The following is a 23,187-nucleotide window of genomic DNA, read 5'->3' as shown; positions in this document are numbered from 1 at the left end:
GATCTTCAGCTGGCCGGGACTGCTTCGCGCTGCTCGGCGTGCAGCCTTTCACGCGCGAGGCTGCGCCGGAAGTGCCCGCAACCGCGCCACAGCAGCAGGACGGTCACCACCGACGCGAGGCCGTAGACCAGCGACAGCGACGAGCCGACCATCCGCTCGTCCCCGAAGACCCGGTCGGTGACCAGCGCGACGAGGGTGGTGCCCAGCGCGAGGCCGATCAGGTTCGAGATCAGCAGGAACACCGCCGACACCTGGGCGCGCATCTGGTTGGGGCTGAGCACCTGCATGGCGGCGGTGGAGGCGGGCATCGGGAAGGAGGCGAAGAACATCGCCACCGCCAGCAGCACCAGCGACGCCCACAGGTTCCCGACCTGCGTGAACGCGATGACCGGGACCGTCATGCCCACCGCGCCGATCACCCCGGCGCGCATCGCGGCGTCCGAGTGCCCGCGCTTGGCCAGCAGGTCGACCAGCCAGCCGCCGAAGAGCACCCCGCTGCCGTTGGCCGCCAGCACGACGACGCCCAGCAGGTAACCGGCTTCGGTGGAGGTCAGCCCGAAGGCGCGGATGTAGAACGCCGGGGTCCAGGCCATCATCCCCAGCAGCACCAGGGCGTAGAGCGAGAACCCGAGGTAGTGCATCGCGAACGTCCTGCGGTGGCTCCACAGAAACGCGAACACGTTGCGCAGCGCGACTTTCTGCACACCGCCGTCGGAGTTGTGCTTGAGACCCCTGCGGCCCGGATCGCGCACGGTCAGGAACACCAGCAGTGCCAGCAGCAGTCCGGGCAGGCCGACGATCAGGAACGTCAGCTGCCAGGCGCGCACCTCGCCGACCAGCGGCAGCGCGACGGCGTCGACCGACTTGAGCAGGTTGATGACGTAGCCGCCGATGATGAACGCGGCTGCGCCGCCGATGAACGACCCCAGCGAGTAGATGCCGTAGGCGCGCCCGAGCTTGTTCTTCGGGAACATGTCGCTGAACATCGAGTACGCCGCGGGCGACAGCGCGGCCTCCCCGACGCCCACGCCGATCCGGGCCAGGAACATGTGCGCGAATCCCTTGCTGAGCCCGGAGAGCGCGGTGGCCATGCTCCAGAACGCGATGCCGATCGAGATGATCAGCGGCCGGGACCGCTTGTCGGCGAGGAGCGCGATCGGCAACCCCATGAACGAGTACAGCAACGAGAAGGCCAGCCCGTTGAGCAGGCTGAACTGGGTGTCGGTCAGGTTCAGGTCGCGCTTGATCGGCTCGATCATCAGCGACAGGATCTGCCGGTCGACGAAGGAGAAGACGTAGGCGACCATGCAGACCACCACCACGTACCACTGGTACCGGTACGACTTCCGCGCCTCGGGCAGCAATTCGTCGGTCATCGGCCACGCCCTCTGCAGTTCGGCGATCCGGCCCGGCCCGCCGAGGTCGGCGGGCCGGTGTGCCGGGAACGCTAATTTCGGGTGACCTGGGCAACAACTGGTGCTTCCCTTGGCGGCGGTCGGGAACTTCCCGATGCGGCTGAGGGAATCCCCTACTCCTGCGCGCCGCGGCGGGCGTAGCTCCTCGGTGCGATCGCCTCGTCCACCGGTGCCGGGCGAGGTTCCGGGATGATCACTGCCATCCGGGGCGTGGGTCGTTGTGCGCTGGAGCGGCGGTGCGCGAGCCGCAAGCCGACGACCAGCAGTCCGATCGCTGCCGCATCGCTGAGCGTCCACAGCGACCACACCGGGTGGGGGTGCGAGTGCGACCAGACGAGCAATGCCGACACCACACCGCCCAGCACCCAGAGCCGCACCAGCGTTCGAACACAACAGCGCACGTCACCCTCCAAGAGCGGAGCTCGCCGCGGGCGAGCCGACTAACATCACCAGCCACTCTCGGTGACGTCAGTTAACTCAAGGTGAGCGCTCGATGAGAGGCTCCTCATCGAACAGGTGCCGTCTGCACCCGTCTCCGTCCGGACGCGGGTTGCCCGCCTCCGCCAGCGCGCCGTCGCTGACGGGCCCTCGCACGGCTTCGCGGACCTCTACAGGTAAGGCCTCGTGAGCAGTTCGAGGGCGTGCCCGGCGGGGTCCAGGAAGTAGACGCCGCGGCCGCCGTGCTCGTGGTTGATCTCCCCGGGGCGGGTCTGCTGGGGGTCGGCCCAGTGCTCGATCCCCTTGCGCTGCAGGCGCGCGTAGGCCCGGTCGAACAGCTCGTCGTCGACCAGGAAGGCGTAGTGCTGCATCTGGATCTCCTCCACCGGAGGCTCGGCGAACTGCAGCAGCACGCCCCCGTCGAGCTGGATGTTGGTGAACGGTCCCCAGGACGGCGCTTCCGCGGCTTCCAGGATCTCCCGGTAGAACGCCGCGGATTCGGTGCGGTCCTTGGACGCGATGATGGTGTGGTTGAAGGTCGCTGGCATGCTTCTCCTGTTCAGCGGTCGTGGGTGATGCGTGCGGCGGAGCCGATCTCCAGCGCTGCCCACGCAGCGCCGTCCGGTCCGATCGCGATGCCGTGCGGTTCCGATCCCGGTGTGGGCAGGTCGTACTCTGCGATGTGCCCGTCGGTCCGGGCGAACCACAGCTCGTCGGGCCCGCGGGTGATGACCGTGGGGCGGCACGATTCCGGCCCCGCCGAATACCGGCTGAGCTGCCCGTCGAGCGCCAGCCGCGCGACCTCGCCGCTGTGCGCGAAGGTGAGCCACAGCGCGTCGTCGGGCCCGGCCGCGATGCTGTAGGGACCTTCGTTCGCCTCGGCGACGGCGAATTCGCGGATGCCCGGATGAGCGGTGTTCTGCATTCAGCTCCTTTCGTGCGCCGACGCACCGGGCGTGCTGCGGAACGCGCACAGCCGGGCGCGGCGACGGGTTGCTCGGGGGAGAGGAGGACGCGATCAGCTCGGAAGTCCGGTCAGCGGACGGCGAGAGCCGTGAACGCCCGGCAGCAGGGCGGGCGGAGGGGGAATCCGATCTGGACCGCGTTCTGGGGGCCGAAACGGCCCCGGCGTCGCTCAGGTGGTCTTGAGACGTGGACGCATGGCGGTCTCCTCGGTCACGGTGCCTCCATGCCAACGCCGTCCACCTGACGCCGACACGCGACACTGCCGAAATGTCTACCACAGCCCGCCGAGGCGATCAACTGACTTGTTCGGCAGGAGATGGCCGACCCGTCGCAGCAGCGCCGTTTCTGCGCGCCAGTGGTGATTCATGGCGCAATTGATTGCTGTAAAACGACTTTCGGAACCAGATCCGAAGTGGACCGGTCGATCAGTCGAGTTTCCCGTCGTGGCTGAGGATCAGCGGTGGGGTGCTGGTGTCGAGGATCCGGGCGAAGTAGTCGTGCGCGAACTGCGCGAAGGCGTGCGCTCGCGGGTGCGGATCGGCCGCTGGCCAGGCGAGTGCGACCTCCACGGGCGGGGAGTCCTCGATGGTGCGGTACGCGACGTCGGGGGCGTGGTGGTTGTAGGTGGTGGCTTCCGCGGTCACGCCGACCGCGTCGCCGAGGGAGATCCGGGTCAGCCACTCGTCGGTGTTGGCCACGGTGATCGTCCGCGGTGCGCGGCCGGTGTGGTCCCAGAGGTGGTTGGTCGCGGTCGGCGCGGTGGCGCAGACCGCGACCGGGCCAGCGGCCAGCTCGGGCAGCGTGACGGTGCTCTTCGCCGCTCGCGGATCGTCCGCCGCGAGCGCCGCGACGAGCTTCTCCGCGAACAGGGTGGTCATCGCCAGTCCGGGCAGCGGTTCCGGGGGCGGCGGCGACCTGCGGACGAGGGCGGCATCGATGTCGCCGCGCCGGAGCGCCGCCACCGGGTCGTGCGGGCGGCTGAGCTCGATCGAACTCGCGTGGGCTCGTCGCCACTCCTGGAGCAGCGGAACGGTGTGGCGGCCGAAGCCCGCCCAGGCCCAGCCGAGCCGGAGCGGGGCCTCGGCGTGGCCCAGCCCGGCCAGCGCGCTGTCGAGCTGGGCGAGGAGGTCTAGCGCGGTCGCGGAGAACTGCCGCCCGGCCGGGGTGAACGACATCTCCCGGGTGGTGCGCTCGACCAGGCGCACCCCGGCGATCTCCTCCAACTGCGTGATCGTCCGCGACAGCGTGGGCTGAGTGGTTCCCAGGACGGCGGCCGCGGTGGTGAACGTGTCGGACTCGGCCAGGGCGACGAGGGCCCGCAGGTGCCGCAGCTCCACATCCATGCGTCCAACGTATAACAGGCGGCGTGGCGGCGTATTTCCCTCCGGCGCACCGCGGAACTTAGCGTCGGGGCATGCGGATCATCATCGTGGGCGCAGCAGGAAAAGCAGGCCAGGCCGTACACCAGCTCATGCGGGAGCGCGGCCACGACATCGTCACCGTCGGCCGCACCTCCGGCGACGTCCGGTGCGACATCTCCGACGAGGCGCAGCTGGCGCGGATGTGGCAGCAGGTCGGGCAGGTCGACGCCGTGGTCTCGGCGGCCGGGGAGGTGACCTACGCGCCGATCGGCGAGCTCAGCGCCGCGGACTTCGACACGTCCTGGAAGCAGAAGGCCCTCGCGCAGATCAACCTCGTCCGCACCGGGCTGGACCACGTGCCACCGCGGGGTTCGTTCACCTTGATCAGCGGAATCCCCTCGCGCGACCCGGTCATCTCCGGCGTCGCCGCGGCGACGGTCAACGGTGCGATCGAATCGTTCGTCCGGGCGGCAGCGATCGAGATCGCCCCGCGCCGGATCAACGCGGTCAGCCCGTCGGTGTTCACCGAGAGCCTGGACGACTTCGGCGACTACTTCCCCGGATTCGCCCCGGTCGACGTGGCCGACGTCGCGCGCGGATTCCAGAAGGCGGTCGAAGGAGCCGCCACCGGGGAGGTCATCGCCCTCCCATGACCACTTCGCGGCCGAGCCCGTCGGTTCTCGGCGGGCCCGGCCGCGTGGTTCTCAGACGGCGGACGGGTGGGTGGCCAGCGGGGTGACCTCGATCGTCATGTAGGGGAACAGCGGCAGGTTCCAGAGGATCTCGTGCAGGCGCTCGTGGGACTCCACCTCGAAGATGCTGAGGTTGGAGTACTGGCCCGCGATGCGCCAGATGTGGGCCCACTCGCCGCCGCGCTGCAGTTGTTGGGAATAGGCCTTCTCGCGCGCGATCGTCTCGTCCCGCACGGTCGGGTCGAGGTCGTGCGGGATGTCGACCTGCATCCGGACTGCGTAGAGCATCGGCGTTCCCTCAGTTCCGCACGGGGTCCAGCACGAAGCCGTAGTCGACGGTGACCGAGCCGTCGGGCTGGTCGACCGGGGCGAGCAGGAGCTCGGGCTTCACCGCGCTGGCGATGTCGTCGTCGTTGTGCTCGTCGCCGGGGAAGTAGAGCTGCGCGGTGAGCAGCTCGTGGCCCGGGGCCGAGACCTTCACGTGCAGGTGCGCGGGGCGCCAGGCGTGCCAGCCCGCCGCCGCGATCAGCCGACCGCACGAGCCGTCGGTCGGGATCTGGTACGGGGCCGGGCGGATCGTGGTGATCTCGAAGCGCCCCTCGGCGTCGGTGGTGAAGGTGCCGCGCAGGTTCCACTCGGGGATGCCGGGGGCGAACTGGCTGTAGAAGCCGTCGTCGTCGGCGTGCCAGAGCTCGACCGCGGCGCCGCCCAGGGGACGGCCGTCGGTGGAGGTCACCTGGCCGCGCCACACCATCGGCGTGCCTGCCTCGTCGTCGCGCATCGGGACGGTGCCCTTCGCGCCGCGCTCGGGGGCGTTGGGCACGTAGTAGGGCCCCTCGATAGTGCCCTTGCTGCCCTCCCGGTGCTCGGTCGCGACCTCCTCGACGACGTGCTCCACCCACACGTCGAGGAACAGCGGCCACTCGCCGTCCTCGCCGACCTGGATCAGCCACGCCTTGAGCGCGTTGTACTCGTCGTAGGTGACCTTCTCCTCGCGGATGGTGTCGTGCACGGCCTGCAGCACGCGGCGGGCGAGCCGGTCCACCCGGGCGGGCGGGGTGTCCGCGACGGCGGCGAACGGCGACTTGTCGGTGTGGAAGCGCTCGGTGGCGCTGGCGCCGGAGGCGGCTGCGGTGGCGACTTCGGTGTCGGTGGACATTCGTCGGTCCTCTCTGCGTGGTGGGTGGTCAGGTGTCGGTGCGGTAGTGGCGGAGCTTGTCCTCGTCGATCTCGACGCCGAGGCCCGGGCCGGGGCGGACCGCGAGCGCGCCGTCCTCGATGCGCAGCGGCTCGGTGAGCAGGTCGTCGGACATGTCGAGGAAGTTCGAGAGCTCACCGGCGTGCAGGCAGGTGCGCTCGTGCGCGGCGCCGAAGGCGACGGTGCAGATCGAGCCGAGCTGGCCGTCGATCTGGTTGCCCATCACCACTTCCAGCCCCAGCCCCTCGGCGAGGTGCAGGACGCGCTGCGAGCCGGTGAACCCGGTCCGGGCGGTCTTGATGGACACCGCGGTGGCCGACCCCCCGAGGACCTCGCGGGTGACCTCGGCGGGGGTGGTGGCCGATTCGTCGGCGATGAACGGCACGTCGAGCTGCTCGACGAGCCATCGACGGCCGAGCACGTCGTCGGCCGGGCAGAGCTCCTCGGCGAAGGCCAGGTCCAGATCGGCCAGCTGGCGCATGGCCCGGGCCGACTCCGACGCGGTCCACCCGCGGTTGCCGTCGACGTAGAGCACGACGTCGGGGCCCAGGCCCTCCCGCAGCGCGCGGACCACGGCCACGTCCAGCGAGGCCGGTCGGCGGCCGACCTTGACCTTGAAGGTGGTGATGCCGTGGACCTCGCGCATCCGCTGGGCCTGCTCGACCATCGCCTCGGGCCGGTCGAAGCCGAGCATGTGCGAGACCCGCATCCGGTCGGTGTACCCGCCCAGCAGCTCGCAGACAGGCAGGCCCAGCGTGCGCCCGAGCGCGTCCCAGACCGCCATGTCGATGGCCGCTTTCGCCGTCGGGTTCCCCACGGTGCGGCCCAGCAGTGCTGCCATCTGCTCGCGGCTGGTGAGCTCGAGACCGACGAGCTGCGGCGCGAAGATCGTCTCGATCACGGCGATGATGCCGCGCTGGGTCTCGCCGTAGGTGAACGGTCGCGGCGGCGCCTCGGCGACCCCGACGACGCCGTCGTCGGTGCGCACCCGGACCAGGACGTGCTCGGCGACGTGCACCTCGCCGCTGGCGAACTTCAGCGGCTTCCGGTACGGGATCCGGAACGGGATCGCCTCGATGGCGGTGATCTTCATGGGTGTCCTCAGGCGAGCTCGGAGGTGTTGCTTGCGGTGGTGAAGAAGCCGTGGTGGTCCAGCACGTCCAGCGCGCCGGAGACCAGCGCCGAGGACTCGTCGGCCCGCCAGGCCAGCGAGAGGTCGATGCTGTTCGCACCGGCCACGTCGCGGAAGACGACGCCGGTCAGGTGCATGCTGCGCACCGACTGCGGCACCAGCGCCACGCCGAGGCCCGCGGCGACGAGCGCGAGCAGGGCAGCGGTGCCCGGGGCCCGGTGGGTGATGTCGGGGGAGAACCCCGCGCGGCGGCAGCTCGACACGACCGCCTCGTTCACCGCGGAGCGCTCGTCGGCGTAGGCCACGAACTCGTCGGCCGACACGTCGACCACCTCCAGCGCCGATTCCGGCACCAGCCGGTGGTCGGCCGGGAGCGCGAGCACCATCGGCTCCTGGAGCAGCGTGCGCGTCTCGATCCCCGCCTCGGCCACCGGCCCGCGGAGGACGCCGAGGTCGAGCCGCCCGTCCAGCAGCCGATCGACCTGCGCCGGGGTCAGCAGGTCGGCCTGCACCTCCAGCACGACCCCGGGCAGCGACGAGCGCACCATCCGCGAGAGCCGCGAGAGCTGCGTGAACGCGCTGGTGCCGGTGAAGCCCACGCGCAGCAACCCGCGGCTGCCCTCGGCGATGCTCTTCGCGCCGAGCACCGAGGCGTCCAGCTCGCCGAGGATCCGGCGGACCTCCCGGTGGAAGAACTCCCCGGCCGGGGTGAGCTGCACCTGCCGGGTCGTCCGCGCCAGCAGCCGCACCCCCAGCTCCGCCTCCAGGCGGCGAACCGCTTGGGAGAGCGCGGGCTGCGCGAGGTGCAGCCGCTCGGCGGCCCGGCCGAAGTGGCAGGTCTCGGCCACGGCGTCGAAGTAGCGCAGTTGCTTGAGGTCCACGGTCACCTGCCCCGTCGAGCGGTCGCCGGGCGTGTCCGGCATCACCCGCTCGACGCTAATCGCGTCGATTCGGAAACACAAAGATGAACAATCGGTTGATTCATCACGAGCGCTTATGAATCGACCTCCGAGCCAGACCTGGGAACAACCCCGGTGTGACCGGCGCCACCGCGTGCTTCAGTTCCGGAAAAGCACGCCCGGGCTGCTCGACGTCACGACCGGAGGGACCCATGACCGAGACGCTGGATCGCATCGGCCGCACGCTCGCGGACGCCGTCGTGGAGGACCCGGAGACCGGGACCTACCGGGCCAACCGCCGGATCTTCACCGACGCGGAGATCTTCGAGCTCGAGATGAAGCACATCTTCGAGGGCAACTGGGTCTACCTGGCCCACGACAGCCAGCTGCCGAACCCGGGCGACTACTACACCACCCACATCGGGCGCCAGCCCGTCGTGATCACCCGGGACAAGGACGGCGAGCTGCACTGCCTGATCAACGCCTGCGCGCACCGCGGCGCGATGATCTGCCGCCGCCGGACCGACAACCGGATGACCCTCACCTGCCCGTTCCACGGCTGGACGTTCCGCAACGACGGCACCCTGCTCAAGGTCAAGGACCCCGACGGGGCCGGTTACCCGCCGTCGTTCAACACCAACGGGTCGCACGACATGGTCAGGGTGGCCCGCTTCGACAGCTACCGCGGCTTCCTCTTCGGCAGCCTCAACCCGGACGTCAGCTCGCTGCGGGAGCACCTCGGCGACACCACCAAGATCATCGACATGCTGGTCGACCAGTCGCCGGACGGGCTGGAGGTGCTGCGCGGCTCCTCGACCTACACCTACGACGGCAACTGGAAGGTCCAGGCGGAGAACGGCGCGGACGGCTACCACGTCACCGCGACGCACTGGAACTACGCCGCGACCACCTCGCGCCGCAACACCGGCGAGTCGGTCAACTCGACCAAGACCCTCGACGCGGGCAGCTGGGGCAAGTCCGGCGGCGGCTACTGGTCCTACCCCAACGGCCACCTGTGCCTGTGGACCTGGGCGGGCAACCCGCAGGACCGTCCGCTGTGGAACAGGATGGACGAGCTGAAGGAGAAGTTCGGCGCCGCCAAGGGCGAGTTCATGGTCAAGGGCTCGCGCAACCTGTGCCTCTACCCGAACGTCTACCTGATGGACCAGTTCTCCACCCAGATCCGGCACTTCCGGCCGATCGCGCCGGACAAGACCGAGGTCACCATCTACTGCATCGCGCCGAAGGGGGAGAGCCCCGAATCGCGCGCCTGGCGGATCCGGCAGTACGAGGACTTCTTCAACGCCTCCGGCATGGCGACCCCCGACGACCTGGAGGAGTTCCGCTCCTGCCAGCTCACCTTCCGGGCCACCGCCGCGCCGTGGAACGACATGTCCCGAGGGGCCGAGCACTGGCTCAGCGGCCCCGACGAGGTCGCCGAGTCGCTCGGCATGCACGGGGTCATCTCCGCCGGGCTGAAGAACGAGGACGAGGGGCTGTACCCGGTCCAGCACGGCTACTGGCGCGACACCATGCTCGCCGCCGTCGCGAAGGAGGAGGCGGCCGCCGCTGAGCGCGCCCGGCAGAACAGGACGGAGGCCTGAGATGAGCACCCCGGCTACCGGAACCAAGCAGATCACCCAGAACGCGATCGAGCAGTTCCTCTACCGCGAGGCCCGCTACCTCGACGACCGCGAGTTCGAGAAGTGGCTCGAGTGCTACGCCGACGACGTCGTGTACTGGATGCCCGCGTGGGGCGACGACGACCTGCTGGTGGAGGACCCGCAGACCGACATCTCGCTGATCTACTACCCGAACAAGGGCGGACTGGAGGACCGGGTCTTCCGGATCCGCACCGAGCGGTCCTCGGCGACCTCCATCCCGGAGCCGCGGACCAGCCACAACATCAGCAACGTCGAGGTGATCGAGCGCCGCGGCGACGTGGTCGACGTGCGGTTCAACTGGCACACCATGTACTTCCGCTACAAGACCGTCGACCCCTACTACGGAACGTCGTTCTACACCATCGACTTCTCCGGCGAGCACCCGCTGATCCGCCGCAAGACCGTGGTGCCGAAGAACGACTACATCCACCACGTGGTCGACATCTACCACTTCTGACGGGAGGTGAGCGGGGACATGAGCGCCGACACCGCGGCCACCACCGGGGTGGCCGCCCACCAGGTCGCGCTGTCCTTCGAGGACGGCGTCACCCGGTTCATCACCTGCCGGGCCGACCAGACGGTCGCGGACGCGTCGTACCGCCAGCGGATCAACATCCCGCTGGACTGCCGGGACGGGGCGTGCGGGACGTGCAAGGCGTTCTGCGAGTCGGGCGAGTTCGACGGCGGCAGCTACCTCGACGACGCGCTGCCGGTCGACGAGGCGCAGCGCGGCTTCGTGCTGCCCTGCAGCATGCGGCCGCGCTCGGACCTGGTGCTGCAGATCGCCAGCACCTCGGAGGTCGCCAAGACCCGCGCCGAGTCCTACGCGGGGAAGGTCGCGGAGCTGCAACGGCTTTCGGCGACGACGGTCCAGCTGTCCGTGGCGATCCCGAACCGCGGCGACCTGGCGTTCCTGCCGGGGCAGTACGTCAACATCGCGGTCCCGGGCACCGACGTGTCGCGCTCCTACTCCTTCAGCAACGCGCCGCACGAGGAGCTGCTGACCTTCCTCATCAAGATCACCCCCGGCGGGGTGATGTCGGACTACCTGACCGGGCGCGCGGCGGTCGGCGACGAGCTGACCTTCACCGGGCCGAACGGCTCGTTCTTCCTGCGCGAGACCGATCGCCCGGCGCTGCTGCTGGCCGGTGGCACCGGCCTGGCCCCGGTGCTGTCCATGATCCGAAAGCTGCGCGCCGAGGGGAGCCAGCGGCGGGTGCACCTGGTCTACGGGGTCAGCACCGACGAGGACCTGGTGGCGCTCGACCAGATCGAGCAGGTGGCGGCCGACCTCCCCGGCTTGACCTGGGACCACTGCGTCGCCGACCCGAACAGCACGGCTGCCAACAAGGGCTACGTGACGAGCCTGATCCGCCCCGAGCACCTCAACGGCGGGGACGTCGCCGTCTACCTCTGCGGACCGCCGCCGATGGTCGAAGCGGTGCGCCGCCACGTCGCCGACGAGGGCATCGAACCGACCGGCTTCTACTACGAGAAGTTCGCCCTCGCCGTGCCCGCCGCCGACGCGCCGCAGGTCCCGGACGCACCGGCCACCGCACCTCCTCCGGTCGAGGAGCTGATCCGCAACCCGGAGGCCCGGAACATCGCGGGGCAGGTCGTGCTGCCCGACGCCGAGATCGGACCGTGGTCGGGCGCCGCGGAGCACAGCGACCCCGGCGACGCCGTGCGGCGGATCGCGGGTCAGCTGATGGGCGTTCCGGCGGCGGGCACGGACGGGCCGGTGGCCGAGCTCGACCCGGACCGCGACCTGCTGGTCGCCGCCGAGGGGCGGGGCATCGCCGGTCAGGAGATGTTCCCGGCGTTCGAGCAGGCCCCGGCCACCGCGCCGGAGACGACGGCCCCGGACGGCTACCAGATCGGCGAGGAGCACCCGGACGTCCAGTCCTCCGACGCGCTCTTCGAAGCGCGGCAAGCCCTGGAACTGGGAGCGCTGGAGCTGACCGTCGGGCGGCTCAGCTCCCAGCAGCTCGCCGGGTACCGGCTGCTCGCCGAGCTGACGCTGCCGCACGTGGAGGGGGACCGGTTCGTCGACGCCGCCGCCTACACCGAGACCAACGCGGCGTTCCACGACTACCTGTTCACGCTCACCGGCAACGAACACCTGCTGCACGCCTACCAGGCGCTCGGGGTGAAGGGCCGGATGGCCGAGGTCCTGCGCAACGCGACGTGGTGCCACCCGCGCTGCGCCACCGACCACGTCGAGATCGTCGAGGCGTTCGAGCGCGGTGACCGGGACGGCGCGCGGGCCCTCGTCGTCGCGCACGCCGAGCGCTCGAAGCAGACCATGCGCCGCGCCATGGCGGACGCCGCCGCCGGTGCGCGCCCGCGGTTCGTCACCCCCGGGCGGTTCAGCGGCAAGGTCGTCGTCGTGACCGGTTCCGCGCAGGGGATCGGCGCGCAGGTCGCCCGCCGGATCGCCGCCGAAGGCGGGGAGCTGGTGCTCGCCGACCGGTCCGAGCTGGTCGGGGAGGTGGCCGAGGAGCTGGTCCGGCACGGCGGCTCGGCAACGCCGGTCGTCGTCGACCTGGAGTCGTGGGACGGCGCCGCGTCGCTGGTCGACCGGGCGATCGCGCAGCACGGCCGGATCGACGTGCTGGTCAACAACGTCGGGGGCGCGATCAACTTCAAGCCGTTCACCGAGTTCACCGACGCCGAGATCCGCGCCGAGCTCGACCGCTCCCTGCTCACCACGCTCTTCGCCTGCCGGGCGGTGCTGCCCGGCATGGTGGCGGCGGGATCTGGGGTGATCGTCAACGTGTCGTCGGCCGCGACCAGGGGAATTCACCGCATCCCCTACTCGGCGGCCAAGGGCGGCATCAACGCCATCACCGCCTCGCTCGCCCTGGAGTGCGCCGACCGCGGGATCCGCGTCGTCGCGACCGCGCCGGGTGGCACCGAGGCGCCCCCGCGCCGGATCCCGAGAGGAACGCCCGAACCGCGCGACGACCGGGAGCGGGCGTGGTTCCAGGCGCACATCGACCAGACCATCGCCTCCTCGCCGATGCACCGCTACGGCACGCTCGACGAGCAGGCCGCGGCGATCGCGTTCCTGGCCTCCGACGAGGCCTCCTACATCACGGGAACCGTGCTGCCCGTGGCAGGCGGGGACCTGGGCTGACGACGTGCGCGACGCGGGAGACGCCCGGTCGAGGCCTACGGTGGGCAGATGAGCCTTGGACCACGACTGGTGCCGTCCCGGCGACGAGCGCTCGACGAGCTCGTCGCTGCGGTGGCGAAACCGCGCGCGAGGTCGGAACTGGTCGTGGTGACGGCCGCGGTCGGCGGTGGGCTGAGCACGTTCGTGCGCGCCTTCGCGGACCGGTGCGGGGCCGCTGGCGACGTCGTCAGCGCCTCGACCCACCACCTGCTCGGCCTGCCGTGGGAGCACGAGCCGGGCACCGTGCTGGAGAGGCTGGTGGCCGCGCCTGCGGACTCGCCGCCGGTCGCGGCGCGGCGCTGGCTGGACTCGCTGGGCGGTTCCAGTTCCGATGGCCAGCCGGTGTGGGACGCCGTCGTGGTGCTCGAAGACGCTCAGCACGCGGACGCGTTCTCGGTCCAGGCGCTCGTCAGCGCGGCGCAGCGACCGGGCGCGCATCGGGTGCTGATCGTGCTCGGCTGGTGCGAGTCCGCCGCTCCCCGGGGTGAGCTCGCGGATGACTCGCTCCGCGATGCGGTCCTCGCCGCCGCCCGGCGCGTGGTGCGGCTGGGCGGGCTGACCGCGGATGACGTCGCCGCGCTCGCCGAGCAGCGCGGCATCGTCCTGCCCGCGCACCAGGTGGAACGACTCGTCGGCCACGCTGGCGGCCGGGTCCGCGATGTCGTCGAGATCCTGGACGAGGTCCCCGCCGACGACTGGTCCTCGCCGCACTTCTCGCTCCCGGCGCCCGCGACGGCGGCCCGCGCGATCCGCGCCCGGCTGGAAACCCTTCCGGCGCAAGCACGTCAGGTCGTGGCGGCCGTCGCGGTGCTGGAAGCCGCCGATCGGCAGTCCAGGGCCGCCGACGTCGTGGACGCCGGTCGGGTCGCCGGGGTGGCGGACGTGGTGGCCGCGGTCGACCGGGCCCACCGGGCCGGGCTGCTGACGCTGCTCGACGAGCACGGTGCGTGGGCGCGCCTGCCCGATCCGGTGGCGCGGCGCGCCGTGCTCGACGAGCTCGGTCCGCTGCGCCGGTCAGAGCTGCACTCGAAGGCGGCGGAGGTGGTCGCCGACCCCGCGCTCGCGCTGCGGCACCGGTGGTTCGCCGCACCCCGGCCGGATGCCGAGCTCGGCGATCGCCTCGAAGAACTCGCCGCCGAGCGCGCCCACCAGGGCGCTTGGGCGGCCGCAGCCGACCTGCTCCTGCTCGCTTCGCAGGCGGGTGAAGACCTCGAACTCCGAGGTGCCCGGCTGCTCCGGGCGGTGGACGCGCTCGTCGGAGCGGGCGAAGTGCCCAGAGCCTCCCGCTATCTCGCCCAGCTGGAATCGCTGCGCGAGACCCCGCTGCGCAACGCCGTGCTCGGCTACCTCGCCGTCGTGCGGGGGCGACCGGCGGAGGCGGAGAACCGCCTCGGCCGTGCGTGGGAGCTGGTCAACGCTCACCGGGACCCGAGCACGGCTTCCCTCGTCGCCCAGCGGTACGTGCTCCACCACCTGGCGCGCTGCCGACCGCGGAGCCTCGTCGAGTGGGCGGACCGCGCCATCGGGCTGGTGGAACCGGACGCGCCGACGGCCGTCGAGGCCGCCGCGATCCGCGGGCTCGGCGTCGCACCGGTCGACGGCGCCGAGGTGGCGCTGCGCGGTTACCCCGCACTGATGGAGCGGGTTCCGGAAGGGCCCGTCCTGCAGCGGGTCACGATGGCCGCCGGGTGGTTGCACCTGGCCGCCGACGCGCCCGACCGCGCGCGGGAAGAACTCGAAAGCGCTTTGCCGACAGACTTCCTCGGCGGCTCGCTGCGCATCTCCCTGTGGGCGCACGGGTGGCTCGCGAGGGTCCAGTTCGCGATCGGGGAGTGGGCGGAGGCGCTGCGGACCGCGACGGCCGGGCTGGAACTCGCCGAGCGCTCCGGGATGAACCTGCTCGTGCCGCTGCTGGCCTGGACCCGCACCCAGGTGCACGCCCTGCGGGGCGACTGGGACGCGGCCGAGAGCTCGTTGCGCGCCGGTGACGCCGGAGCCCGGGACTACGAGATCATGCGGGTCCCGGCGGCCCTGGCCCGGGCCGCGCTCTGCGAGGCGCGCGCGGACTACGCCGCCGTGGTGCGCGCCCTCGAACCGCTCTCGCAGCCCTGGGCCAGGGAGTGGGTGAGCCAGCCCGGGTTCTGGCCGTGGACCGACGTCTACGCCAACGCGCTGGTCCTCATCGGACGGTCGGAGGAAGCCGACGCGTTCCTGACCCACCACGAGGAGGCGGCCGACGCGCGACAGCACGCATCGGCCCGCGCAAGGCTCGCCTACGCCCGCGGGCGGTGGCACGGCATGCGGGGCGACCTCGACGCCGCGCGGGCCTCCTTCGAGCGCGCGATCGGCCTGCTCGAACCGCTTCCGCTCCGCTACGACCGGGCGCGCGTGCACTTCGCCTTCGGCCAGACCCTGCGCCGCGCCGGGCGGCGTGCCGAGGCGGACGCGGTGATCACGACCGCCCGGGACGCCTACCTGGCGCTCGGTGCGGACACCTACGTCGCGCGGTGCGAGCGGGAGCTCGCCGCGGGCGGGGTGAACGCCGTGCGCGGACACCGGGAGTTCGACGAGCTCACGCCCCAGGAGGAAGCCGTCGCCGAGCTGGTCGCGCAGGGCAGGAGCAACAAGGCGGTGGCCGCCGAGCTCTTCATCTCGGTCAAGACCGTGCAGTACCACCTGACCCGCATCTACGCGAAGATCGGCGTCCGCTCCCGAGCGGAGCTGGCGGCCCGACGCGCGCAGCAGGACGGAACCTCGTCTTGATGCGCGTGCATGGAAACTTCGGCGGACCGGTCCGGAGCTCGGCAGGTGCTCGCCGATTCGTCGGGGTCAGCTCACGCTGATCGGCGGCGTTCTGCTCGCGGTCGGGTTCGTGGTGACCGACTACCCGAGCACGAGCTGACCTCGGATGGCTGGGAACGCGCATCGAGGGCCCGGCGAGCGCGACCCGCCGGGCCTTCGGCAGGAAGGTGAGCTTGGCGGCGTCAGCCGCGGTCGTAGGCGAACTGCAGGCCTGCGGTGCCGCCTGTCTCGATGAACAGGGTCATGAACTGGTCGGCGGTTTCCTTCCGGTTCCAGTCGCGCTGGAGCTCGCACAGCAGTTGCACCCAGGTGATGGGCCGTGCTCCGGCCTGTTCCACGCGTCGCAGCGCGGCTTCGTGGGCGGCTACCGACGTGCCGCCGACAGCGTCCACGACCGGGTAGACCTCGTAGCCCTCGCGCAACGCGTCGAGCGTGGGGAAGGTCAAGCACGCCTCCGTCCACAGGGCCGTCATCACCAGTTTCCCGCGGCCGGTGGCTTTGACCGCGTCGACGAACTCGCGGTCTTCCCAGGCGTTGATCGAGGTGCGGTCGTAGGTGGGCAGGTCGTCCAGGACCTTCCGCAGTTGCGGGATCGGTGGTTTGTTGAGGCCGGTTTCGACGTTGACCGTCGAGTGGACGATCGGCAGTTCGTAGGTTCGCGCGATCTTGGCCAGTCCGACGATGTTGTTGACGAGCAGCTGGCGGTCCATCGAATTGATCGAATTCACCTGCACCGGTTGGTAATCGATGATGACCACCGCGGCGTTCTTCGGCGTCAACAGGGCATCGGTCTCCGGATCGCGAATCTTCTCGCTGGTCATCTGGAGCCTCCAGGTGGATCGTGCTTTCCGCTTCGGACGCTCACCTGGCAGTGTGCGCCACGCTGCGGAGGCGCGCACAGGGAGGACCAGGGCCTGCTGGGCTGGACGAATTTGCCCGTCGCGCGGGGAAATGTTCGATCTGTTCGTCCTCCACGTCCTGGATTGTTCGCCGTGCAGAACTGGTCCGGTGAAGAAGCTCCCGCATTCATCGCCTTCACGGTGGTGAAAGGAGAAAACCGGGGCTCGGGACTACGAGATCATGTTCGTCGCTCTCGAAACTCTTTCGCACCCCTGGGCCCGGGTTCTGGGCTGTGGGACGACGTCTGCGCCAGCGCTCTGGTCCTCATTGGACGGTCGGATGAGGTCGAGTGCTCAGCTGCTTCGGTGGCCCAGGGCGGCGGAGATCCGCTGGGCCGCGCGGCAGACCACCTTGACCAGGCCGCGCATCCGGGCCGCGGGCATGTACGGGCGGGTGGCCGAGACGCTGATCGCGCCCACCAGGGCTCCGGTGGCGTCGCGGATCGGGGCGGCCACGCAGCGGATGCCCGGCTCGTTGTCCTCGTTGTCCATCGTCACCTGCGACGCCGCGTACTCGCGCATCCGGGCGGTGAACGCCTCGACGTCGCCGGTGGCCAGCGCGGGCTCCACCGGGGTCTCGGCCTGGTAGAGCTGCTCCCACTCGTGCGGTGAGTCCAGCAGCAGGGCCATGCCGACCCCGGTGCGGGTGAGCGGCATCCGGTGGCCGATCCGGGAGCGCATCTCCGCGCCGCGCGAACCGGGCAGCTTGTCCAGGTAGAGCACCGACGAGCCGTCGCGGACCGCGAGGTGGACCGTGTCCTGCAGCTGCGCCGACAGCTCTTCGAGGACCGGTCGGGCCACCACCGGCAGCGGGTTGCCGTGCAGCGCTTGGAAACCGAGCTCGATGAGCGTCGGTCCGAGCGCGTAGCCGTCCCGACCGGACCGCACGTACCCCTCCTGCACCAGCAGCTGCACCAGCCGGTGCGCGGTGCTGCGGCCCAGCCCGGTCCGCTCGACGAGGCCGCGCAGATCGGTGGCGCCGTCGGCGACCGCGCGCACCACCGCGAGCCCTCTGGCCAGCGTCTGGGTGCCCGGGGGAGCGGTGGAGTCCTCGGTAGGCATGGCCCGAATCCTACATATGGGGACCGTGTTCGCATTATCGGGAACCATCTCGCAGAGTTGGCGCCCATGACCGACGCCCGCCGCACCCCGAGCCTGATCGCGCTCGACTGGGGGACCTCCGCACAGCGCGCCTGGCTGCTCGACCGCACCGGCGGGATCCTCGACGTCCGCCGACCCGACCAGGGCCTGCTCGCCACCACGGCGGGCATCGACGTCCGCGACGTCCGCGCGCGGGAGCTCGCCTACGAGGCGGCGTTCTGGTCGGCCTGCGGCGACTGGGTCACCGCGCACCCGGACCTGCCGGTGATCGCCTGCGGCATGGTCGGCAGCGCGCAGGGCTGGGCCGACGCCGGTTACCGCACCGTTCCCGCCGACCTGCGCTTCGGCGCCGACGCGCTCGTGCCGGTGCGGCACCGGCGGGGCCTCGCCCACCTCGTGCCGGGCCTGCGGGTTCCGTCCGCCGAAGGCGTGCCCGGCGACGTGATCCGCGGCGAGGAGGCGCAGATCATCGGTGCGCTGGAAGTGCTGGGGGAGCCCACCGGAGCGGTCACCCTGGTCCTGCCCGGTACGCACGGGAAGTGGGTGCGGGTCGACGACGGCGAGGTGCGCTCGTTCACCACGGCGATGTCCGGCGAGCTGTTCGGGCTGCTGACCGCCGACGGGATCCTCGCCCGCACGGCCGCCGAACCGCGCCGCGACGACGAGGCGTTCGCCCGCGGCCTGATCGCCGGGCGCTCGCGCGGCCTGGCGGCCGAGCTCTTCGGAGCCCGCCCGCTGGTGCTCGACGGCCTCCTGGACCCGGCGTCGGTGCCCGACTACGTCTCCGGCGTGCTCATCGCCGACGAGGTCGCGCACCTGCTGCCGAGCACCGGCCCGGGCCAGGTGCTGCTGTGCGGCACCGAGGACCTGTGCCGCCGCTACCAGCAGGCGCTGGCCGCGCACGGCGTCGCCCCGACCGTCCTGACCGAGGACGTCGCGGCCCGCGGGCTCTGGCGGATCGCGAGCTCGACCGGACTCCACCAGCCCGAAGCACAGGAGGAGCAATGGCAGTGAACGGCAGCGGACTGATCGCGATCCTGCGCGGCGTCACGCCGGACGAGGTGCTCGCCATCGGCGAGGCGCTCGTCGAGGCCGGGGTGGACGCCATCGAGGTGCCGCTGAACTCCCCGGACCCGTTCACCTCGGTGGAGCGGCTGGCCGGGGCCGTGGGGGAGCGCTGCGCGGTGGGGGTCGGCACGGTGGTCGACGTCGCTGACGTGCCGCGAGCGCGCGCCGCCGGGGCGCGGATCGTCGTCGCGCCCAACACCGATCCCGCGGTCATCGCCGCGGCGGTGGAGGCGGGCATGCGGCCCTACCCCGGGGTGGCCACCCCGACCGAGGCGTTCGCCGCGATCGCGGCCGGGGCGCGGCACCTGAAGTTGTTCCCCGCCGACGCGGTGGGGATGGCCGGGATGAAGGCGTGGCGGGCGGTCCTGCCACCGGACGTCGAGATGCTGCCGGTCGGCGGGGTCGACGAGACCAACCTCGCCGCGTGGGCGGCGGCCGGAGCGGGCGGGGCCGGGCTCGGCTCCGCGCTCTACCGGCCCGGGGACACCCCGGCGCAGGTCGGCGCCCGCGCGGTCGCGATGCGCCGCGCCTGGTCCGGCACCGACAGCACGAGATAGAGGGAAACGCACCAGATGAAGATCACGTCAATGACGACATACCAGGTGCCGCCGCGCTGGCTGTTCCTGAAGATCGAGACCGACGAGGGCGTCGTCGGCTGGGGTGAGCCGGTCCTGGAGGGGCGCGCCGACGCGGTGGCCGCCACCGTGGACGAGCTCTCCGACTACCTCGTCGGCCAGGACCCGTCCCGGATCGAGGACATCTGGACGGTGCTCTACCGCGGTGGTTTCTACCGGGGCGGCGGCATCCACATGAGCGCGCTCGCCGGGATCGACCAGGCGCTGTGGGACATCCGGGGCAAGGCGCTCGGGTTGCCCGTGCACGACCTGCTCGGCGGCCGGGTGCGGGACCGGATCAAGGTCTACTCCTGGATCGGCGGCGACCGCCCGGCCGAGACCGCGCAGGCCGCCCGCGCCGTGGTCGACCGCGGCTTCACCGCGGTGAAGATGAACGGCACCGAGGAGCTGCAGTACCTCGACACCTGGGCCAAGGTCGACCGGTGCGTGGCCAACGTCGCCGCGGTGCGCGAGGCGGTCGGCCCGGACATCGGCATCGGCGTGGACTTCCACGGCCGCGTGCACCGGCCGATGGCCAAGGTGCTGCTGCGCGAGCTGGAGCCCTACCGGCTGATGTTCGTCGAGGAGCCGGTGCTCTCCGAGCACCTGGAGGACGTCGCCGACGTGCTGAAGGGATCGCCGATCCCGATCGCCCTGGGGGAGCGGCTGTACTCGCGGTGGGACTTCAAGTCGGTGCTGGCCTCCGGGGCGGTGGACATCGTCCAGCCCGACCCGTCGCACTGCGGCGGCATCACCGAGGCCCGCAAGATCGCGCACATGGCCGAGGCCCACGACGTGGCGCTGGCGCTGCACTGCCCGCTGGGCCCGATCGCGCTCGCCGCCTGCCTGCAGATCGACGCGGGCTGCTACAACGCCGCGATCCAGGAGCAGAGCCTGGGCATCCACTACAACACCTCCAACGACCTGCTCGACTACCTGGCCGACCCGGCGGTGTTCCGCTACGACGACGGGCAGGTCGCGATCCCGACCGGCCCGGGCCTGGGCATCGAGATCAACGAGGAGTACGTGGTCGAGCGCGCCGCCGAGGGCCACCGCTGGCGCAACCCGGTCTGGCGGCACGCCGACGGCTCCGTGGCGGAGTGGTGAGCGCGATGACCGACACCGCAACGGCGGCGCGGGCGGCCACCGCTTCCCGCGCCCGCGTGCTCATCGCCGTGCTGCTGTTCGGCACCGTCGTGATCAACTACCTGGACCGCTCGAACCTGTCGATCGCGCTGCCCGCCATCACCGAGGAGCTGGAGCTGTCCACCGCCCAGCAGGGGCTGCTGCTCTCGGCGTTCGGCTGGACCTACGCGGCGATGCAGATCCCCGGCGGCTGGCTGGTGGACCGGATCCGGCCGCGCGTGCTCTACCCGCTGTGCCTGGTGCTGTGGTCGCTGGCGACGCTGTTCATGGGCGTGGTCGGCGGGTTCGTCGCGCTGATCGTGCTGCGGTTGCTGGTCGGCGCGTGCGAGGCACCGGCGTACCCGATCAACAGCCGGGTCGCCACGGTCTGGTTCCCCGAGCGGGAGCGCGCCACCGCCATCGGCTTCTACACCTCCGGGCAGTTCATCGGCCTGGCGCTGCTGACCCCGGTGCTGTCCTGGTTGCAGGCGGCGGTGTCCTGGCACTGGGTCTTCATCCTCACCGGCCTGGTCGGGATCGTCTGGGGCGTCGTCTGGTACCTCGGCTACCGGGAACCGCGCGAGTCGCGGGCCAACGCCGCCGAGGTCGAGCTGATCCGCTCCGGCGGCGGCCTGGTCGACCTGGTCGACGAGCAGCCGCGGCGGGCCCGGATCACCCGCGGCGACCTCGCCACGGTGCTCGGGCGGCGCAAGCTGTGGGGCATCTACCTCGGCCAGTTCTGCCTGACCTCGACGCTGTGGTTCTTCCTCACCTGGTTCCCGACCTACCTGGTGGACTACCGCGGGATGGACTACATCAAGTCCGGCTTCCTGGCCTCGCTGCCGTTCGTGGCCGCGCTGGTCGGCGTGCTGGCCTCCGGCCTGGTCTCGGACTTCCTGCTGCGGCGGGGTGCGTCGCTGGGCCTGGCGCGCAAGGCGCCGATCATCATCGGCCTGCTGCTGAGCACGCTGATGGTGGGGGCGAGCTTCACCGACTCGACGGCGCTGGTGATCGTGTTCCTGTCGGTGGCGTTCTTCGGCAATGGGCTGGCCTCGATCACCTGGTCGCTGGTCTCGGCGCTGGCGCCGGAACGGCTGCTCGGGCTCACCGGCGGGATGTTCAACTTCATCGGCAACCTGTCCTCGATCGCGACGCCGATCGTGATCGGCTTCCTGGTCACGGAGGACAGCTTCACCCCGGCCTTCGTCTACATGACCGCGGTGACCGTCGCGGGCATCCTGTCCTACGTCCTGCTGGTCGGCCGGGTCGAGCGCGTCGCCGAGCGCTGACCGCCGGGGCCCCGCCGCGCGGGGCCCCGGAACCGGGGCTTAGGCGAAACCTGCGGTGTTGTGCGGGGCGTAGGCCTCCTCCAGGTACGCCGCTTCGGCGTCGTCGAGGGTCACGTCCACCGCGGCGATCGCGTCCTGCAGGTGCGTCAGCTTGGTCGCGCCCACGATCGGCGCGGAGACCACCGGGTTGCGCAGCACCCACGCCAGCGCGATCTGCGCGGCGGAGACGCCGCGCTTGCCCGCGAGCTCCTGGACCCGCTCGACGATCGTCCGGTCGCTGTCCAGGTACAGGGTCTTGCCGAACTCGTCGGTCTCGGACCGCGCCGTCGCGGCGTCCCACGGGCGGGTCAGCCGCCCCCGGGCCAGCGGGCTCCACGGGATCGACCCCACGCCCTGGTCCGCGCAGAACGGCAGCATCTCCCGCTCCTCCTCGCGGTAGAGCAGGTTGTAGTGGTTCTGCATGGTGACGAACCGCGTCCAGCCGTTGCGCTCGGCGGTGAACTGGGCCTTGGCGAACTGCCAGGTGTGCATCGAGGACGCCCCGATGTAGCGGGCCTTGCCCGCCTTCACCACGTCGTGCAGCGCCTCCATGGTCTCCTCGATGGGCGTCTCGTGGTCCCACCGGTGGATCTGGTAGAGGTCGACGTAGTCGGTCCCGAGCCGCCGCAGGCTGTTGTCGATCTCGGCCATGATCGCCCGGCGCGACAACCCGGCGCCGTTGGGCCCCGGGCGCATCCGCATCCGCACCTTGGTGGCGATCACGACGTCCTCGCGCGAGGCGAAGTCCTTCAGCGCCCGGCCGACGATCTCCTCGCTGGAACCGTTCGAGTACACGTTGGCGGTGTCGAAGAAGTTGATCCCGGCCTCGAGCGCGGCCCGGATGATCTCCCGGCTGGGCTCCTCCGGGAGGGTCCAGGCGTGGGTGCCGCGGTCCGGCTCCCCGAAGCTCATGCAGCCCACGCAGACCGACGAGACCTCCAGCCCGGTCGTTCCGAGTCGGGTGTAGCGCATGGTCGTCCTCCAGCTGTCGAGAAGTGCTGATCCAGGCCTACCGCCGAGCGGGCCGCCGTTCAACTCGCTCCCCGACCTCGCGGGCAAGGGGTTGACTTCGGCCGCGAGCCCTGCGCCGGTTCCAGCGCGCACGAGCCGGTGCCCTCAGCGGGCATACCGCGCGATTCGGGCGGATGGGTCTCGCGGATGCGTCCGAAATGGACCAATCGGGCGGAAGACGTCGAGCCTCGGAACGACGTTCTCGAATCCATCCGATGTGGACCAACCGCGGCTGGGCGCCAGATCGTCGACCTATGAGTAATGCCACTCTCCGCGGTGCGTTCGTGGACGTGCGT

At 71.2% G+C, this 23,187-nt stretch carries 21 protein-coding genes; 9 read left to right on the top strand and 12 right to left on the bottom strand.

What is annotated here, in order from left to right; all coding sequences use genetic code 11:
- Window positions 1-5: 5 nt before the first annotated feature.
- From F1721_RS10170 to F1721_RS10150, 5 genes are all read right to left on the bottom strand, one after another.
- Window positions 6-1,376, bottom strand: a complete 1,371-nt coding sequence (locus tag F1721_RS10170; protein ID WP_150066345.1) for a spinster family MFS transporter — start codon at window positions 1,374-1,376, stop codon at window positions 6-8.
- Between the two features lie 152 nt (window positions 1,377-1,528).
- The gene (locus F1721_RS10165; protein WP_150066344.1) at window positions 1,529-1,816 is read right to left on the bottom strand and encodes a hypothetical protein; all 288 of its coding nucleotides are present in this window, start codon (window positions 1,814-1,816) and stop codon (window positions 1,529-1,531) included.
- Between the two features lie 207 nt (window positions 1,817-2,023).
- The gene (locus F1721_RS10160; RefSeq protein WP_150066343.1) at window positions 2,024-2,401 is read right to left on the bottom strand and encodes a VOC family protein; all 378 of its coding nucleotides are present in this window, start codon (window positions 2,399-2,401) and stop codon (window positions 2,024-2,026) included.
- Window positions 2,402-2,412: 11 nt separating this feature from the next.
- Complete coding sequence (locus F1721_RS10155) at window positions 2,413-2,778, bottom strand: Vgb family protein (RefSeq protein WP_150066342.1); 366 nt, start codon at window positions 2,776-2,778, stop codon at window positions 2,413-2,415.
- Between the two features lie 466 nt (window positions 2,779-3,244).
- Window positions 3,245-4,162, bottom strand: a complete 918-nt coding sequence (locus F1721_RS10150) for a LysR family transcriptional regulator (RefSeq protein ID WP_150066341.1) — start codon at window positions 4,160-4,162, stop codon at window positions 3,245-3,247.
- A 71-nt stretch (window positions 4,163-4,233) separates the two neighbouring features.
- On the opposite strand from F1721_RS10150, the gene F1721_RS10145 reads away from it, so the two are divergent.
- On the top strand, window positions 4,234-4,833 hold the full coding sequence (locus F1721_RS10145) for a short chain dehydrogenase (protein ID WP_150066340.1): 600 nt from the start codon (window positions 4,234-4,236) through the stop codon (window positions 4,831-4,833).
- Between the two features lie 51 nt (window positions 4,834-4,884).
- On the opposite strand, the gene catC is transcribed toward F1721_RS10145, so the two are convergent.
- From catC to F1721_RS10125, 4 genes are read right to left on the bottom strand one after another with little or no spacing between them, the layout of a single operon-like run.
- Window positions 4,885-5,160, bottom strand: a complete 276-nt coding sequence (gene catC / locus F1721_RS10140; protein WP_150066339.1) for a muconolactone Delta-isomerase — start codon at window positions 5,158-5,160, stop codon at window positions 4,885-4,887.
- Between the two features lie 10 nt (window positions 5,161-5,170).
- Entirely contained in the window at window positions 5,171-6,031 is an 861-nt protein-coding gene (catA, locus tag F1721_RS10135; RefSeq protein WP_150066338.1) for a catechol 1,2-dioxygenase, read from the bottom strand.
- Between the two features lie 28 nt (window positions 6,032-6,059).
- Window positions 6,060-7,163 (bottom strand): mandelate racemase/muconate lactonizing enzyme family protein, encoded by a 1,104-nt coding sequence (locus F1721_RS10130; protein ID WP_150066337.1) that lies wholly within the window; start codon window positions 7,161-7,163, stop codon window positions 6,060-6,062.
- A gap of 8 nt (window positions 7,164-7,171) precedes the next feature.
- Entirely contained in the window at window positions 7,172-8,125 is a 954-nt protein-coding gene (locus F1721_RS10125; protein WP_246154642.1) for a LysR family transcriptional regulator, read from the bottom strand.
- A gap of 188 nt (window positions 8,126-8,313) precedes the next feature.
- On the opposite strand from F1721_RS10125, the gene benA reads away from it, so the two are divergent.
- From benA to F1721_RS10105, 4 genes are read left to right on the top strand one after another with little or no spacing between them, the layout of a single operon-like run.
- Window positions 8,314-9,705, top strand: a complete 1,392-nt coding sequence (gene benA, locus F1721_RS10120; protein WP_150066336.1) for a benzoate 1,2-dioxygenase large subunit — start codon at window positions 8,314-8,316, stop codon at window positions 9,703-9,705.
- Window position 9,706: 1 nt separating this feature from the next.
- Window positions 9,707-10,222 (top strand): benzoate 1,2-dioxygenase small subunit, encoded by a 516-nt coding sequence (gene benB / locus F1721_RS10115; RefSeq protein ID WP_150066335.1) that lies wholly within the window; start codon window positions 9,707-9,709, stop codon window positions 10,220-10,222.
- Between the two features lie 18 nt (window positions 10,223-10,240).
- Window positions 10,241-12,904 (top strand): benzoate 1,2-dioxygenase electron transfer component BenC, encoded by a 2,664-nt coding sequence (benC, locus tag F1721_RS10110; protein ID WP_150066334.1) that lies wholly within the window; start codon window positions 10,241-10,243, stop codon window positions 12,902-12,904.
- A 48-nt stretch (window positions 12,905-12,952) separates the two neighbouring features.
- On the top strand, window positions 12,953-15,706 hold the full coding sequence (locus tag F1721_RS10105; protein WP_211840402.1) for a helix-turn-helix transcriptional regulator: 2,754 nt from the start codon (window positions 12,953-12,955) through the stop codon (window positions 15,704-15,706).
- A gap of 221 nt (window positions 15,707-15,927) precedes the next feature.
- On the opposite strand, the gene F1721_RS10100 is transcribed toward F1721_RS10105, so the two are convergent.
- Entirely contained in the window at window positions 15,928-16,566 is a 639-nt protein-coding gene (locus F1721_RS10100) for a hydrolase (RefSeq protein WP_150066333.1), read from the bottom strand.
- A gap of 372 nt (window positions 16,567-16,938) precedes the next feature.
- Window positions 16,939-17,706, bottom strand: a complete 768-nt coding sequence (locus F1721_RS10095; protein ID WP_150066332.1) for an IclR family transcriptional regulator — start codon at window positions 17,704-17,706, stop codon at window positions 16,939-16,941.
- Window positions 17,707-17,772: 66 nt separating this feature from the next.
- Here F1721_RS10095 and F1721_RS10090 point away from each other — a divergent pair, with 66 nt between their 5' ends.
- Genes F1721_RS10090 through F1721_RS10075 form a run of 4 tightly spaced genes read left to right on the top strand, consistent with a single transcriptional unit; the run spans window position 17,773 to window position 21,841 of the window.
- Window positions 17,773-18,759: a 2-dehydro-3-deoxygalactonokinase gene (locus F1721_RS10090; protein ID WP_150066331.1), complete on the top strand. Its 987-nt coding sequence runs from the start codon at window positions 17,773-17,775 to the stop codon at window positions 18,757-18,759.
- Window positions 18,750-19,370: a 2-dehydro-3-deoxy-6-phosphogalactonate aldolase gene (locus tag F1721_RS10085; protein WP_150066330.1), complete on the top strand. Its 621-nt coding sequence runs from the start codon at window positions 18,750-18,752 to the stop codon at window positions 19,368-19,370. Before F1721_RS10090 ends, F1721_RS10085 begins: the two co-directional genes overlap by 10 nt.
- Before the next feature lie 15 nt (window positions 19,371-19,385).
- The gene (gene dgoD / locus F1721_RS10080; RefSeq protein ID WP_150066329.1) at window positions 19,386-20,534 is read left to right on the top strand and encodes a galactonate dehydratase; all 1,149 of its coding nucleotides are present in this window, start codon (window positions 19,386-19,388) and stop codon (window positions 20,532-20,534) included.
- A 5-nt stretch (window positions 20,535-20,539) separates the two neighbouring features.
- Window positions 20,540-21,841 carry an MFS transporter gene (locus F1721_RS10075; RefSeq protein ID WP_150066328.1) on the top strand — a complete coding sequence of 434 codons (1,302 nt, stop codon included), beginning with the start codon at window positions 20,540-20,542 and terminating at the stop codon, window positions 21,839-21,841.
- Window positions 21,842-21,880: 39 nt separating this feature from the next.
- Here F1721_RS10075 and F1721_RS10070 read toward each other — a convergent pair whose 3' ends face one another.
- Window positions 21,881-22,852, bottom strand: coding sequence for an aldo/keto reductase (locus F1721_RS10070; protein WP_150066327.1), 972 nt, complete (start codon window positions 22,850-22,852; stop codon window positions 21,881-21,883).
- Window positions 22,853-23,187: the final 335 nt, after the last annotated feature.

The organism is Saccharopolyspora hirsuta (assembly GCF_008630535.1).
Lineage (GTDB): Bacteria > Actinomycetota > Actinomycetes > Mycobacteriales > Pseudonocardiaceae > Saccharopolyspora > Saccharopolyspora hirsuta.
Note: the sequence above shows the minus strand (reverse complement) of the source record. Positions and strands in the feature narration are given on the sequence as shown.

Coding starts and splice junctions, on each gene's coding strand:
- F1721_RS10075 (WP_150066328.1), top strand. CDS start 20,540: ATGACCGACACCGCAACGGCGGCGCGGGCGGCCACCGCTTCCCGCGCC.
- F1721_RS10130 (WP_150066337.1), bottom strand. CDS start 7,163: ATGAAGATCACCGCCATCGAGGCGATCCCGTTCCGGATCCCGTACCGG.
- F1721_RS10095 (WP_150066332.1), bottom strand. CDS start 17,706: ATGCCTACCGAGGACTCCACCGCTCCCCCGGGCACCCAGACGCTGGCC.
- F1721_RS10145 (WP_150066340.1), top strand. CDS start 4,234: ATGCGGATCATCATCGTGGGCGCAGCAGGAAAAGCAGGCCAGGCCGTA.
- benB (WP_150066335.1), top strand. CDS start 9,707: ATGAGCACCCCGGCTACCGGAACCAAGCAGATCACCCAGAACGCGATC.
- benC (WP_150066334.1), top strand. CDS start 10,241: ATGAGCGCCGACACCGCGGCCACCACCGGGGTGGCCGCCCACCAGGTC.
- F1721_RS10125 (WP_246154642.1), bottom strand. CDS start 8,125: ATGCCGGACACGCCCGGCGACCGCTCGACGGGGCAGGTGACCGTGGAC.
- F1721_RS10155 (WP_150066342.1), bottom strand. CDS start 2,778: ATGCAGAACACCGCTCATCCGGGCATCCGCGAATTCGCCGTCGCCGAG.
- F1721_RS10085 (WP_150066330.1), top strand. CDS start 18,750: ATGGCAGTGAACGGCAGCGGACTGATCGCGATCCTGCGCGGCGTCACG.
- F1721_RS10070 (WP_150066327.1), bottom strand. CDS start 22,852: ATGCGCTACACCCGACTCGGAACGACCGGGCTGGAGGTCTCGTCGGTC.
- F1721_RS10150 (WP_150066341.1), bottom strand. CDS start 4,162: ATGGATGTGGAGCTGCGGCACCTGCGGGCCCTCGTCGCCCTGGCCGAG.
- F1721_RS10100 (WP_150066333.1), bottom strand. CDS start 16,566: ATGACCAGCGAGAAGATTCGCGATCCGGAGACCGATGCCCTGTTGACG.
- F1721_RS10160 (WP_150066343.1), bottom strand. CDS start 2,401: ATGCCAGCGACCTTCAACCACACCATCATCGCGTCCAAGGACCGCACC.
- benA (WP_150066336.1), top strand. CDS start 8,314: ATGACCGAGACGCTGGATCGCATCGGCCGCACGCTCGCGGACGCCGTC.
- F1721_RS10090 (WP_150066331.1), top strand. CDS start 17,773: ATGACCGACGCCCGCCGCACCCCGAGCCTGATCGCGCTCGACTGGGGG.
- F1721_RS10105 (WP_211840402.1), top strand. CDS start 12,953: ATGAGCCTTGGACCACGACTGGTGCCGTCCCGGCGACGAGCGCTCGAC.
- catC (WP_150066339.1), bottom strand. CDS start 5,160: ATGCTCTACGCAGTCCGGATGCAGGTCGACATCCCGCACGACCTCGAC.
- dgoD (WP_150066329.1), top strand. CDS start 19,386: ATGAAGATCACGTCAATGACGACATACCAGGTGCCGCCGCGCTGGCTG.
- catA (WP_150066338.1), bottom strand. CDS start 6,031: ATGTCCACCGACACCGAAGTCGCCACCGCAGCCGCCTCCGGCGCCAGC.
- F1721_RS10170 (WP_150066345.1), bottom strand. CDS start 1,376: ATGACCGACGAATTGCTGCCCGAGGCGCGGAAGTCGTACCGGTACCAG.